General features: G+C 69.2%; 11 protein-coding genes. 7 read left to right on the top strand and 4 right to left on the bottom strand.

Annotated elements, in window-relative coordinates; genetic code table 11:
* The first annotated feature begins 89 nt into the window (after positions 1-89).
* Positions 90-503 (top strand): DsrE family protein, encoded by a 414-nt coding sequence (locus tag AC07XP_RS14955; RefSeq protein WP_492699455.1) that lies wholly within the window; start codon positions 90-92, stop codon positions 501-503.
* A 40-nt stretch (positions 504-543) separates the two neighbouring features.
* Here AC07XP_RS14955 and AC07XP_RS14950 read toward each other — a convergent pair whose 3' ends face one another.
* Positions 544-870, bottom strand: a complete 327-nt coding sequence (locus AC07XP_RS14950; RefSeq protein WP_062473861.1) for an ArsR/SmtB family transcription factor — start codon at positions 868-870, stop codon at positions 544-546.
* Between the two features lie 287 nt (positions 871-1,157).
* Between AC07XP_RS14950 and AC07XP_RS14945 the strand changes: the two genes are divergently transcribed.
* The 5 genes from AC07XP_RS14945 to AC07XP_RS14925 are packed head-to-tail and all read left to right on the top strand — an operon-like array spanning position 1,158 to position 8,145.
* Positions 1,158-2,264, top strand: coding sequence for an efflux RND transporter periplasmic adaptor subunit (locus tag AC07XP_RS14945; protein WP_492737233.1), 1,107 nt, complete (start codon positions 1,158-1,160; stop codon positions 2,262-2,264).
* Positions 2,261-5,359 carry a MexW/MexI family multidrug efflux RND transporter permease subunit gene (locus AC07XP_RS14940; RefSeq protein ID WP_495265121.1) on the top strand — a complete coding sequence of 1,033 codons (3,099 nt, stop codon included), beginning with the start codon at positions 2,261-2,263 and terminating at the stop codon, positions 5,357-5,359. The genes AC07XP_RS14945 and AC07XP_RS14940 overlap by 4 nt, the downstream gene beginning before the upstream one ends.
* A gap of 12 nt (positions 5,360-5,371) precedes the next feature.
* A complete protein-coding gene (locus tag AC07XP_RS14935; protein ID WP_495265120.1) occupies positions 5,372-6,814 on the top strand; it encodes an efflux transporter outer membrane subunit in 1,443 nt (480 codons plus the stop codon).
* Positions 6,815-6,849: 35 nt separating this feature from the next.
* Positions 6,850-7,515 carry a helix-turn-helix transcriptional regulator gene (locus tag AC07XP_RS14930; protein ID WP_095950339.1) on the top strand — a complete coding sequence of 222 codons (666 nt, stop codon included), beginning with the start codon at positions 6,850-6,852 and terminating at the stop codon, positions 7,513-7,515.
* A 48-nt stretch (positions 7,516-7,563) separates the two neighbouring features.
* A complete protein-coding gene (locus AC07XP_RS14925; RefSeq protein ID WP_495265119.1) occupies positions 7,564-8,145 on the top strand; it encodes a superoxide dismutase in 582 nt (193 codons plus the stop codon).
* A gap of 48 nt (positions 8,146-8,193) precedes the next feature.
* Here AC07XP_RS14925 and AC07XP_RS14920 read toward each other — a convergent pair whose 3' ends face one another.
* Both AC07XP_RS14920 and AC07XP_RS14915 read right to left on the bottom strand, forming a co-directional pair.
* On the bottom strand, positions 8,194-10,779 hold the full coding sequence (locus tag AC07XP_RS14920) for a hypothetical protein (protein WP_495265117.1): 2,586 nt from the start codon (positions 10,777-10,779) through the stop codon (positions 8,194-8,196).
* A gap of 105 nt (positions 10,780-10,884) precedes the next feature.
* On the bottom strand, positions 10,885-11,262 hold the full coding sequence (locus AC07XP_RS14915; RefSeq protein ID WP_495265116.1) for a VOC family protein: 378 nt from the start codon (positions 11,260-11,262) through the stop codon (positions 10,885-10,887).
* 244 nt (positions 11,263-11,506) lie between these two features.
* On the opposite strand from AC07XP_RS14915, the gene AC07XP_RS14910 reads away from it, so the two are divergent.
* Positions 11,507-12,496 (top strand): Bug family tripartite tricarboxylate transporter substrate binding protein, encoded by a 990-nt coding sequence (locus AC07XP_RS14910; RefSeq protein WP_495265115.1) that lies wholly within the window; start codon positions 11,507-11,509, stop codon positions 12,494-12,496.
* Between the two features lie 112 nt (positions 12,497-12,608).
* Here AC07XP_RS14910 and AC07XP_RS14905 read toward each other — a convergent pair whose 3' ends face one another.
* Positions 12,609-12,866, bottom strand: coding sequence for a hypothetical protein (locus tag AC07XP_RS14905; protein WP_153281681.1), 258 nt, complete (start codon positions 12,864-12,866; stop codon positions 12,609-12,611).

Here is a 12,866-nt window from a genome sequence, read left to right as displayed (position 1 = left end):
CGGCGGCGAGGGCCGCGGGCTTGCCCGGCTGTAAATATAAGCAGAAGATGATATTTTGCGGGCAACGACAACAGCCAGAGGGTTTCCCCATGAGACACGCATTCATCGCTTTCCTGCTCGCCATGGTCGCCACGTTCGCGGGCGCGCAGGAGACCAAGGTGGTCTACCACGTCAACACCGGCGTGGAGAACAGCGCCGCCATCCTGGCGAACATCACGAACCACCTGAACGCGGACCCGAAGGCGAAGATCGTCGTGGTCACGCACGGCCCCGGCATCGACTTCCTGCTGAGCGACGCCAAGGACAGCAAAGGCCGCGAGTTCAGCGGCCCGGTGAGCGCATTGGCCGGGCGCGGCGTGGAGTTCAAGGTGTGCAACAACACGCTGACCACGCGCAACATCGACGCGGGCAAGCTGCTGATGGAAACCAAGGTGGTGCCCTCGGGCGTGGCCGAGGTGGCACGGCTGCAGGCGAAGGAAGGCTACGTCTACCTGAAGCCCTGAGGCGCGAAAGCCGGCTGATGCCGGCCTTCTTCTCTTCTTCTTATTCCTGCTCGATGGCGATCTGCACGCAGATGCTGCGGCACAGCGCCACCACGGTCTCGTTCGCGATGCTGTAGTAGATGCTCACGCCGTCGCGGCGTCGCGCGAGCACGCCCGCCTGGTAGAGCGTGTTCAGGTGCTGCGACATGTTGGGCTGCGTGGTGTCGATCTGCGCGAGCAGCTCGCTCACGTTCTTCTCCCCGTTGCACAGCAGGCTCACGATCTTCAGCCGCATGGGCGCGGCCATGGCCCGGAACAGGTCGGCGGCCATGTCGAAGACCTCGTCCTCGGTGACAGCCGCGGACTTCTTACGGGGTTTGGTGGCCATGCTGAATAGGTTCATGCGCAGGTCGCAATGTACATCGGCGCCTGGCGGCGCGAGCGATGTCCCGGCGGCCGTATGGCGATTGCACACCGGTGCCGCGTCACAAAAGCGACGCGCCGCCCGTCTTCGGGGTGCGGGGATGTCCCCGCGCAACCACCCGGAGCACCCACCATGCACGCCACGCCAAAGATAGCCCTGCCCTATCGGGGCCATTGCCACGTCTTTCTCGACAGCGTTCGGACGCGATCTAATAATCAAAGCACTTTCTTTGATAAAAAAGCAGGTTGCGTATGAACAAACAATCCAGGACCTGGCTCGGCGCCGGTCTCACGGTCGCGGTGCTGGGCGCGGCGGGCTACGGGCTCGTGGCGAAATTCCAGCCGGCCCATGCACAGGGCGGCGCCATGCCGCCGGCCAAGGTGGCGGTGGCCCCCGCGCGGCAGACCGAGATGGCGCGCTTTCTCGGCGGCATCGGCACGCTGGAGGCCAACCGGCAGGTCGAGGTGCCGGCCGAGGTGGAGGGACGGGTCGCGAAGATCCTCTTCACGCCGGGCGCGCAGGTGCGTGCCGGCCAGCTGCTGGTGCAGCTGAACGACGCGCCCGAGCAGGGCGACCTCGAACGGCTGCGCGCCCAGCAGGCCAATGCCAGGGCCCTGCTCGAACGCACGCGCCGCCTGCTGCCGCAGCAGGCCGCCACGCAGGAGCAGATGGAACAGGCGCAGGCCGCCTTCGACCAGGCCAGCGGCGAGCTGCGCCGCGTGCAGGCGCTCATCGAGCAGAAGCACATCCGGGCGCCGTTCGACGGTGTGCTGGGCATCCGCAAGGTCAACCTCGGCCAGTTCGTGCGCGCCGGCGATGCGCTGGTGTCGCTCACCGATGCGCGCACGCTGTTCGCCAACCTCACGCTGCCCGAGAACGCGCTGCCGGCGCTGCGGCGCAACCAGGCGGTGGCGCTCGCGGTCGATGCCTACCCGGGCCGCGTGTTCCCCGCCAAGCTCAGCGCCATCGAGCCCATGATCGGCAGCGACACGCGCACCGTGCGGCTGCAGGCCACGGTCGACAACGCCGATGGCGCGCTCACGCCCGGCATGTACGTCAACGCCAAGGTGGCGCTGCCCGCGCGCGCCGACGCCATCGCGGTGCCTGAAACCGCCATCACCTACAGCACGCACGGCGACTCGGTGTTCGTGGTGCGCGCCGGCGAGAAGGGCGACGGCTTCTCGGTGCAGCAGGTGTTCGTGAAGACCGGCGAGCGGCAAGACGGCCTGGTCGTGGTCGAGCAAGGCCTGAAGGCCGGTGAACAGGTCGTCACCTCGGGCCAGCTGCGTCTGTACAACGGCGCCGCCGTGGCCCCGGCCGCGAAGGACACGCTGGCCCTGCAGGACGCGAAGTCATGAAGTTCACCGACCTCTTCGTGCGCCGGCCCGTGCTGGCGCTGGTGGTGAGCACGCTCATCCTGCTGCTCGGCGCGCGCGCGCTGGTCGACCTGCCGGTGCGCCAGTACCCGCTCACCGAGAGCACCACGCTCACCATCACCACGCAGTACCCCGGCGCCTCGCCGGAGCTGATGCAGGGCTTCGTCACGCAGCCCATCGCGCAGGCGGTGGCGACCATCGAGAACGTCGACTACCTTTCGTCGTCGTCCACGCTCGGGCGCAGCGTGATCAGCGTGCGCATGAAGCTCAACGCCGACGCCAACCAGGCGCTCACGCAGGCGATGGCGCAGGTCAGCCAGGTGAAGTACCGGCTGCCGGCCGAGGCCTTCGACCCGGTGATCCTCAAGTCGGCGGGCGAGGCCACGGCCGTCGCCTACGTGGGCTTCTCGAGCAAGACCATGCCCGTGCCGCAGCTCACCGACTACCTCTCGCGCGTGGTGCAGCCGCAGTTCGCGTCGATCGAGGGCGTCTCGGGCGTCGAGGTGTCGGGCGGGCAGACGCTGGCGATGCGCGTGTGGCTGGACGCCAACCGCATGGCCGCGCGCGGCATCTCGGCCGGCGAGCTGGCCGACGCGCTGCGCCAGAACAACGTGCAGGCCGCACCCGGGCAGGTGAAGGGCCTGTACGTGGTGTCGAACATCCGCGTGAACACCGACCTGGTGAACGTGGCGGAGTTCCGCGACATGGTCATCAAGCGCGACGGCGATGCCATCGTGCGCCTGGGCGACGTGGCCACGGTGGAGCTGGGCGCGGCGAGTGCCGACAGCAGCGCCACGATGGACGGCGACAAGGCCATCTACCTCGGCCTGCAGGCCGCGCCCAACGGCAACCCGCTGGTGATCGTGAAGCGCATCCGCGACCTGCTGCCCGGCATCAAGCAGAACCTGCCGCCGGGCGTGGAGGTGCAGCTGCCCTTCGAACTCGCGCGCTTCATCGAGGCCTCGATCGACGAGGTGCAAAAGACGCTGCTCGAAGCCATCGCCATCGTGGTGCTGGTGATCTTCCTGTGCCTGGGCTCGCTGCGCGCGGTGCTCATTCCGGTGGTGACGATTCCTTTGTCGATGCTGGGCGCGGCGGCGCTGATGCTGCTGTTCGGCTTCAGCATCAACCTGCTCACGCTGCTGGCGATGGTGCTGGCCATCGGCCTGGTGGTGGACGACGCCATCGTGGTGGTGGAGAACGTGCACCGCCACATCGAGGAAGGCAAGTCGCGCGTGCAGGCCGCACTGATCGGCGCGCGCGAAGTGGCCGGCCCGGTGATCGCGATGACGCTCACGCTGGCCGCGGTGTACGCGCCCATCGGCCTCATGGGCGGGCTCACGGGGTCGCTCTTCAAGGAGTTCGCCTTCACGCTGGCGGGCGCGGTGGTGGTGTCGGGCGTGATCGCGCTCACGCTGTCGCCGGTGATGAGCTCGTTCCTGCTGCCGCAAGATGCCACGGCGGGCCGCATGGCGCGCTATGCCGAGGCCTTCTTCCACAAGCTGGCCACGGCCTACGGACGGCTGCTCGACGTGTCGCTGCACCACCGCTGGGTCACGGGCCTGCTGGCGGCAGCGGTGCTCGTGAGCCTGCCCTTCCTGTACAACGCGGCGCAGCGCGAGCTGGCGCCGGGCGAAGACCAGGCGATGGTGATGACCGTCATCAAGTCGCCGCAGCACGCCAACATCGACTACGTCGAGAAGTTCGGCCAGAAGTGGGACGAGGTGCTGGCCAAGCTGCCCGAGAACACCGGCCGCTGGCTCATCAACGGCTCGGACGGCGTGTCCAACAGCATCGGCGGCGTGCAGCTGTCCGACTGGAACGCTCGCCAGCGCAACGCCGACCAGATCCAGGGCGACGTGCAGGGCGGCATGAACGAGGTCGAGGGCAGCAGCGTGTTCGCCTTTCAGCTGCCGTCGCTTCCCGGTTCGACCGGTGGGCTTCCGGTGCAGATGGTGATCCGCAGCGCGGGCGACCATCGCAGCGTGTTCGAGGCGATGGAAACGCTGAAGAAGGCGGCGCGCGAGAGCGGCAAGTTCGCCGTGGTCGACAGCGACCTGGAGTTCAACAACCCCGTGACCGAGGTGCGCGTGGACCGCGCCAAGGCCAACAGCATGGGCGTGACCATGAAGGCCATCGGCGACACGCTGGCCGTGCTGGTGGGCGAGAACTACGTCAACCGCTTCGGCATGGACGGGCGCTCGTACGACGTGATTCCGCAGTCGCCGCGTGACCAGCGGCTCACGGCCGAGGCCCTGTCGCGCTACTTCGTGAAGAGCGCGAGCGGCCAGCCTGTGCCGCTGGCCAACCTGGTGCAGCTGTCGACCAGCGTGGGGCCCAACAAGCTCACGCAGTTCAACCAGCTCAACGCCGCCACCTTCCAGGCCATTCCGATGCCGGGCGTGACCATGGGCGACGCCGTGGCGTTCCTCAGCGAAGAGGCGAAGAAGCTGCCGGCCGGCTTCAGCTACGACTGGCAGTCGGACGCGCGCCAGTTCACGCAGGAAGGCTCGGCGCTGGTGATGGCCTTCGTGTTCGCGATCGTGGTGATCTACCTGGTGCTGGCCGCGCAGTACGAAAGCCTGCGCGACCCGCTGATCATCCTGGTCAGCGTGCCGATGTCGATCTGCGGCGCGCTGGTGCCGCTGGCGCTGGGCTTTGCCACCATCAACATCTACACGCAGATCGGGCTGGTGACGCTCATCGGGCTCATCAGCAAGCACGGCATCCTGATGGTGGAGTTCGCCAACGAGATCCAGGAACGCCTGAACCTGGAGCGCCGCGCCGCCATCGAGCAGGCCGCGCGCATCCGGCTGCGCCCGATCCTGATGACCACGGCCGCGATGGTGGTGGGCCTGGTGCCGCTGCTGTTCGCCAGCGGCGCGGGCGCCAACAGCCGCTTCAGCATCGGCCTGGTGATCGTGGTCGGCATGCTGGTGGGCACGCTGTTCACGCTGTTCGTGCTGCCCACCATGTACACGCTGCTGGCACGCGACCACCGCACGGTGGGCCGCTCGCAGCGCGCCGCCGAACTCGAGGCGCTCGTGGCGCGCGAGCCTGCCGGCGACACCGTCTGAGACACCGGGAGCATGACCATGACGACAAGAAGACCCTTCTCCTACGCCGCACCGTTCGCCCTCAGCCTGCTGGTGCTGGCCGGTTGTGCGGTGGGGCCGAAGTACGCCGCGCCGAACGATGCGCCGGTGGCCATCGCCGCCCCCGAGCGCGCGCTGTTCGCGCCCGATGCGGTGCAGCGCGACTGGTGGCGCCAGCTCGACGACCCGCAACTCGACGCGCTCGTCGAGCGTGCGCTGGCCGGCAACCACGACATCCGCATCGCCCACGCGCGGCTCTTGGAAGCGCGTGCGATGCAGACCGAAGCCGAGCTCGACCGCCTGCCCGTGGTGACGCTGGGCGCCAGCAAGACGCGCAGCATCGCGCAGGGCAACGGCGTGCCGGCCGATGCGCGCACGCTGGCGCAAAGCAGCCGCGCGGGCTTCGACGCCGGCTGGGAGATCGACCTGTTCGGCCGACTGCAGCGCCTGGACGAAGCCGCCACCGCGCGCGCCCAGGCCAGCGCGGCCGACCTCGCGCAGGTGCGCATCGTGGCCGTGGCCGAACTGGCGCGCAACTACTACGAGATGCGTGGCGCCGAGCAGCGCCTGGCCGTGACGCAGCGCACCCTCGAGAGCCTGCGCCAGAGCCTGCGCGTGACCGAGGCGCAGGTGCGCACCGGGCGCGGCCTCGAAGGCGACCTGGCAAGCGCGCAGGCCAACCTGGCCAGCACCGAGAGCCAGCTGCCCGCGCTCGAGACCACGCGCCGCCAGGCCGCGCACCGCGTCGCCGTGCTGGCGGGCCTGCGCCCGGCCGAGCTGACGCCGATGCTGCAGCCGCACCCGCTGCGCGTGCTCGACAAGCGCCTGCCCATCGGTGACCTGGGCGAACTGCTACGCCGCCGCCCCGACGTGCTGCGCGCCGAGCGCGGCCTGGCCGCCAGCACCGCCGACGTGGGCGCGGCCACGGCCGAGCTGTACCCGCGCGTCGACATCGGCGGCTTCCTGGGCTTCATCGCGCTGCGCGGTGCCGACCTGGGCAGTTCGTCGAGCCGCGCCTTCAGCGTCACGCCCGGCGTGAGCTGGCCTGCGCTGCGGCTGGGCTCGGTCAAGGCCCGCCTGCGCGGCGCCGAGGCCCGTGCCGAGGGCGAGCGCGCCGTCTACGAACAGACCGTGCTGCGCGCCATCGAGGACGTCGAAAGCGCCCTCACCGGCTACGGCCAGAACCAGCTGCGCCTGCAGCGGCTGCTGGAGGCCTCGGCCCGCAGCGGCCGCGCCGCCGAACTGGCCGAAGTGCGCTACCGCGAAGGCGCCGCACCCTACCTGAGCGTGCTCGACGCGCAGCGCACCCTGCTGCGCGCGCAGGATGCCGTGGCCGAGGCCGAAACGGCCTCGTTCACCAGCCTCGTCGCGCTTTACAAAGCACTGGGCGGAGGGTGGCAAGCGCCCACAGATGCGAAGGGAGGGCCAACCACCTGACAATGACGCTGTTTTCCCCCACGACCGAAGCTGCCATGTCCGCCCCCGATGCCACCAAGCCCACCTGGATGCCGCACCAGCCGGCAGACCGCATCCTCTCCACGCTGAAGACCCGCGGCGCGCTCGGCATCCCCGACATCGCCAAGGTGCTCCACGTGACGGTCGAGGCGGTGCGCCAGCAGATGTCCAAGCTCGAGACCGAAGGGCTGGTGGACGCCGAGAGCCGCTCCAGCGGCCGCGGCCGCCCCACCCAGATCTGGCGGCTCACCGGCGAGGGCCACCGGCGCTTTCCCGACACGCACGCCGAGATGACGGTGCAGATGATCAGCGCCGTGATCAGCGTGTTCGGCGAAAAGGGCATGGACCAGCTCATCGGCGCGCGCGAAGCCACCATGCGCGCCACCTACACCGAGGCCATGCGCGGCGCGCGCAACCTCGAGGCGCGGCTCGAACGGCTCGCGGACATCCGCAGCCGCGAGGGCTACATGGCCGAGTACCGGGCCGAGGGCGACGGTTTTCTCTTCATCGAGAACCACTGCCCCATCTGCACCGCGGCGCAGGCCTGCACCGGCTTTTGCCGCAGCGAGCTGCAGCTCTTCGACGAGGTGCTGGGGCCCGAGGCCGACGTGAGCCGTGTCGAGCACGTGCTCGCGGGCGCACGGCGCTGCGCCTACCGCATCGTGCCCAAGGCCCGCGCCTGAGGCACCCTCTTTTGTCTTTATCCACCAACTAGAAAGAAAGGCTCCACCATGGAACACACCCTTCCCCCGCTGCCGTACGCCATCGACGCGCTGGCCCCCGAGTACTCGCAGGAAACGCTCGAGTTCCACCACGGCAAGCACCACAACGCCTACGTGGTGAACCTGAACAACCTGCAAAAGGGCACCGAGTTCGAAGCGATGACGCTCGAGGAGATCGTCAAGAAGTCCAGCGGCGGTATCTACAACAACGCCGCCCAGATCTGGAACCACACCTTCTTCTGGAACTGCATGAAGCCGCAAGGCGGCGGCGCACCGACGGGCGCGCTGGCCAAGGCCATCGACGCCAAGTGGGGCAGCTACGACGCCTTCAAGGAAGCCTTCGTGAAGTCGGCCGTGGGCAACTTCGGTTCGGGCTGGACGTGGCTCGTGAAGAAGGCCGACGGTTCGGTGGACATCGTGAACACCGGCGCCGCCGGCACGCCGCTGACCACCGCCGACACCGCGCTGCTGACGGTGGACGTGTGGGAACACGCGTACTACATCGACTACCGCAACCTGCGCCCGAAGTTCGTCGAGACCTTCCTGGCCAAGCTGGTGAACTGGGACTTCGTGGCCAAGAACTTCGGCTGAAGCCCGCGCTTTCGGCATGAAGAAAAGCCGGCCTGCGGGCCGGCTTTTTCATGGGCGCGCCGTCACCATCCAGTCGATCCAGCGCGCCACGTGCGCCTGGTCGAGGTCGAAATAGTGGGTGTGGGCGCCCAGGCCGAGGCAGGCCTCGTGCTCGGCCGCGACGCACCAGGCCGGCGGCGTCGTCACCTGCTCGTACGGCTTGTCGTCTGCGCCCCAGAGCCAGCGCCCGACATAGTCGCCGGCCGTGTAGAGGTTGACCCAGCGGGCCACGCCGACCTGGGCCGCGCTCGGCCCGCCGCCGTTCGCGTCTTCCGCCGTCACCCAGCCGTAGAGGTGCGGAAAGCGCGCCGCATACAGCTGGCGCAGCGGGCAGCCGGCGGTGAGCAGCAGCAGGCGGCTCTTGTTGAGCGCCGCCCAGAGGTCGGTCACCCGCGCATCGACCTGCTGCGCGGCGCGGAACTGCAGGTAGCGCAGCAGCTCGGTCGAGATCACCGTGCCCTGGCTGTGGGCCACGATCACGATGCGGTCGTAGCCCTGCGCCGCCACGTGCTCCAGCAGCGACACGTAGCGCGAGAAGATGCGCGCGCGCGGGATGGCGCGGCGCGGGAACTCGCGGAAGTGGCCGTCGACGTCCAGCGCCACGTCGAGCGGCATGCGCAGGCCCGGCACGGTGCGGGTGAGAAAACCGCCGAGCAGCGAGACGGCGGCGGCCAGCGTGGCGGCGGTGAAGATCAGCGGCTTGAGGCCGCTTTGTGACAGCGCCGACACCCAGATCACGGCATCGTCGATCCACCCGCCGACCGAGACATTGCACTGCTTGAGCACCAGCAACAGGGCCACCGCGAAGGCGACCACCACGCTGGCGCTGGTCAGCACGGCGACGAAGCGGTCCAGCCGCCGGTAGCCCGCGCCGAGCCAGCGGCCCAGGCCCTGCGAGGTGCCGAAGGCCACCTTGAGCTCGGCGAACAGGCTGGGCACCAGCACCGCCACCAGGTAGGCCAGCAGCGACAGCGTGAGGCCGGCAGTCAAGGCGAAGGCCTGCGTGCTCTTCTCGTAGCGGCTGTGCAGGAAGTTCGCGCCGTCGGCCCAGTAGACGTCCTTGCCGAACCAGAACGGCGCGTAGTCGACGTCCTTCGCGCCGAGCTCCACGAGGTTCGTCAGCACGGCCCACGACACCATCGACAGCGCCACGAACGCCGCCACCGACACGAACAGCCCCAGCCGCCCCGTGGCGATGCTGGCGCGCGCGGCGGCGCCGCGGTCGGGCACCGTCTCCCCGGCGAGCAGCCAGGCGATGAGCAGCACGCCGGCCACGCCCCACCAGGCCACGACGCCCAGCAGCAGGTACTCGACCACCCGCATGCCGGCACGCACCCAGTGGCGCAGGTCGTCCGTGGCGCCCGCGGCCGAGGCGTTGATCGCCACGTGCACCAGCAGCGCCGCCGCGGTCAGCGCCATCAGCCCCAGCCCCCAGGTGCGCGCCGCCGGAAAGCGGTCGCGCGCGATGCGCAGGGCGCGGTCGGCCAGCGCGGCGAGCAGCGCCAGCCAGGCCACGCCGACCACCCAGTGCGCGGGCACCAGCGCCCACAGGAACCAGCCCGCCAGCAGCGCGTACAGGCCCACCACGATCCGCGAGGAAGCCTGGGTGCGCGCCTGGTAGCAGTACCACCAGATCGCCAGCACCGGCACCGCCACGGCCAGCACCCGGCGCAGCAGTTCGGTGAGCGACAACGCATGGGGCGCGGGCTCGACCCGCGCCAGTCCGCCGAGCCCCGCGATCACCAGCCCGACCAGCAGCAGCTGCAGGAAGAGGTTCGCCAGCAGGTTGGCAAAGGCCCAGTCGAGCGCGGTCTGCAGCGAGGCCAGGCAGGCCCAGCGCCGCGCGCCGGGCGGGCGGGGCTTCCTGTTCACGCCGGCGGCTTCGGCGGCACGGTCCACCGCGTCGCGGCCCAGCTGCGAGAGGCGGAACACGATGGTGAAGAGCTCGGCGACGATGCGCGCCACCGAGCCCGGCAGGCGCGACAGGTCGGCCCAGTACATCTCGTGCACGTCGATGCGCTGCTGCACCGGCTGCCCGTGGGCATCGGTGGCGTCGCGCGTCATGCGCACGCGCGTGGCCTCGTAGGCCTCGTGGTCGGGCTCGGCGCGCTGCGACTTGAACAGCAGGTAGTCGCTGAAGGCGATGTCGGGGTTGCTCCGCTTCAGCTCGCGCGGGGTGAGCGGCCCGCGCCCCTTGGCGGCGCGCACCACGCCCGCGTCGTCGGCCTCGGCGGTCGAGATCCAGTCGTCGGCGCTGAAGTCCGAGGTCTTTGACTGCCGCATTGCCTTGCGCACGGGCGGCACGTAGGCCTTCTGCGCGGCGCCGCCTTCCGTGGCGGCCTTCTCGTTCTTGTCCTGATGCCCCGTGCGCTGCTGCACCATCGAGGTCAGCGGCGGCACCGGCAGGAGGTGGCTGTCGCAGTCGGCCTGGCGGTAGGTCGCGCCGGGGCCGGGGTGGTTGAGCATCAGCGAGGCGATGGCGCGGGCCGTGTCGCCGGCCTTCTGGTCGGCCACGCCGTGGATGGCGATGACTGCGACGCGCTCGGGGTGTGCGAATGGCTCGGACGTTGGCTTCTCGGGCGGCGGTGCGCGCATGTGGTGACTCCTCCATGCCAGGCCGGTGCATGGCAGGAGGGATTGTCCGCAGCGCGTCGCCCTTGGCTTCCCCCAAACGGGGGATGCCGGATGGACAGGGGCGACTCAGACGTTGATGAGGTTCAGGATGTTCCCGTCCGGGTCCTTGAACCACGCGACCTTCATGTCGCCCATGACGTGGATGTCGCCCGCGAGCGTGGTGCCGGGCATGTCGTAGTGCTCGAAGCGCACGCCCTTGGCCTTGAGCTCGGCCACGAGGCGCTCGATGTCGCCGTCGACCGACCAGGTCACGGCCGTGGCCTGGTTGGTGCCCGCGAAGGCCGAGCGGTAGACATTGAGCCGCGTGTTGCCGCTGCGGTAGACGACGACCTCGTCGCCTTCGGCATCGACCTGCGCGAGGCCGAGCGTGTCTTCGTAGAAGCGTCGGGCCACGGCGAGGTCTTTCACCGCCAGGTTGGCCACTGCATTGATGTGTCCGAGCATGGGTGCCTCCTGCAAAGAGGATGGGCGCCCGGAAGCCGCCGAGCGCCGGGCGAGCCAGAAATACTCAACCATTTGGTGGAGTATTCGACTCGCCTCGCGGCATGTCAAGGCGTCCGAAAGTACGCACCGCCCCGCGTTCTGCCCCCTCCAGCCGAGACGAGGGCCATCGCGAACCGCGAAAACCCCGCGCCGGCACTTCCGGCAGACTGCATCCCCCCTGCCCCCAGAACGAGACAATGCCCCCATGACCCCATCGAACTTCCTCCGTCCGCTGGCCTTCGCGCTGGCCTTCACCGCCGTGGCGGCCACCGCCCCGGCCCACGCCCAGACCGCCGCCTACCCCGCCAAGCCCATCCGCATGGTCGTGCCCTTCCCGCCCGGCGGCGGCACCGACATCCTGGCGCGCCTGGTCGCGCAGAAGCTCACCGAGGCCAACCACTGGACCGTGGTGCCCGACAACCGCGCGGGCGCCGGCGGCACCATCGGCATCGCCGAGGCCGCGCGCGCCACGCCCACGGGCTACGACATCGTGATGGGCCAGAAGGACAACATGGTCGTCGCGCCCTGGCTCTACAAGAGCCTGAGCTACAACCCGGTGAAGGACCTCACGGCCGTGGCCCACGTGGCCTACACGCCCGTGGTGATCGTCACGCAGGCCAACTCGAAGTTCAAGACGCTGGACGACGTGGTGAAGGCCGCGCGCGCCGCGCCCGACACCATCACCTACGGCTCGCCGGGCAACGGCACCACCATCCACCTGGCCGGCGAGATCTTCAACGGCGCGGCCAAGATCAAGATGCGCCACGTGCCCTACAAGGGCTCCAACGCGGCCATGATGGACGTGCTCGCGGGCAACGTCGACCTGATGGTGTCGTCGGTGCCTTCGGCCATGGCGCAGATCAAGGCCGGCAAGCTGCGCCCGCTGGCGGTCACCTCCGCCAAGCGCAGCACCTCGCTGCCCGACACGCCCACCGTGGCCGAGCTGGGCTACAAGGACTTCGACGTGAGCACCTGGTACGGCGTGTTCGTGCCGGCCGGCACGCCCAAGGACATCGTCACCACGCTGAATGCGGCAGTCAACAAGCTGCTGGCCACGCCTGAAATGAAGGCGGCCATCATTGCCCAGGGCGCGGAGCCGCAGAGCATGACGCCGGAGCAGTTCGGCACGCTGCTGAAGACCGACTACGAGAAGTGGAAGGGGATCGTGCAGGCCTCGGGCGCGACGATCGAGTAAGAGGGGTTTTCATACCAGGAACACCGCGGAACCGGCTTTGCCGGGCCGCTGGTGTTGCCCCCGGCAGGGGGTTGGCGAAGCGACACGAAGTGCGCAAAGCCTGGGGGCGAGCTCAATCAGGCACGAACTTCGTATTGAAGATCTCCACGTCCGCCGCATCCTCGAACGTCGCCACCTGCCCCATCTTCCCGTCGCTCATGCGGCAGGCCGAGAACAGGCTGTAGCGGCCCTTGAAATAGAACTCGTCCATCACGATCAGCGCGTACGGGTACGGCACGAACACCTGGTGCTCGAAGACGATGCGGTGCACGTTCCTCGGCGACGGGAAGAGCTTGTATTCGACGGTGTCGATGGACTTTGCGGTGGCCAT

Source organism: Variovorax sp. GW531-E2, assembly GCF_059423125.1.
This window is presented reverse-complemented; position numbering and strand designations above follow the sequence as displayed.

Coding starts and splice junctions, on each gene's coding strand:
- AC07XP_RS14910 (WP_495265115.1), top strand. CDS start 11,507: ATGACCCCATCGAACTTCCTCCGTCCGCTGGCCTTCGCGCTGGCCTTC.
- AC07XP_RS14940 (WP_495265121.1), top strand. CDS start 2,261: ATGAAGTTCACCGACCTCTTCGTGCGCCGGCCCGTGCTGGCGCTGGTG.
- AC07XP_RS14925 (WP_495265119.1), top strand. CDS start 7,564: ATGGAACACACCCTTCCCCCGCTGCCGTACGCCATCGACGCGCTGGCC.
- AC07XP_RS14950 (WP_062473861.1), bottom strand. CDS start 870: ATGGCCACCAAACCCCGTAAGAAGTCCGCGGCTGTCACCGAGGACGAG.
- AC07XP_RS14905 (WP_153281681.1), bottom strand. CDS start 12,866: ATGGCCACCGCAAAGTCCATCGACACCGTCGAATACAAGCTCTTCCCG.
- AC07XP_RS14930 (WP_095950339.1), top strand. CDS start 6,850: ATGTCCGCCCCCGATGCCACCAAGCCCACCTGGATGCCGCACCAGCCG.
- AC07XP_RS14920 (WP_495265117.1), bottom strand. CDS start 10,779: ATGCGCGCACCGCCGCCCGAGAAGCCAACGTCCGAGCCATTCGCACAC.
- AC07XP_RS14915 (WP_495265116.1), bottom strand. CDS start 11,262: ATGCTCGGACACATCAATGCAGTGGCCAACCTGGCGGTGAAAGACCTC.
- AC07XP_RS14935 (WP_495265120.1), top strand. CDS start 5,372: ATGACCATGACGACAAGAAGACCCTTCTCCTACGCCGCACCGTTCGCC.
- AC07XP_RS14945 (WP_492737233.1), top strand. CDS start 1,158: ATGAACAAACAATCCAGGACCTGGCTCGGCGCCGGTCTCACGGTCGCG.
- AC07XP_RS14955 (WP_492699455.1), top strand. CDS start 90: ATGAGACACGCATTCATCGCTTTCCTGCTCGCCATGGTCGCCACGTTC.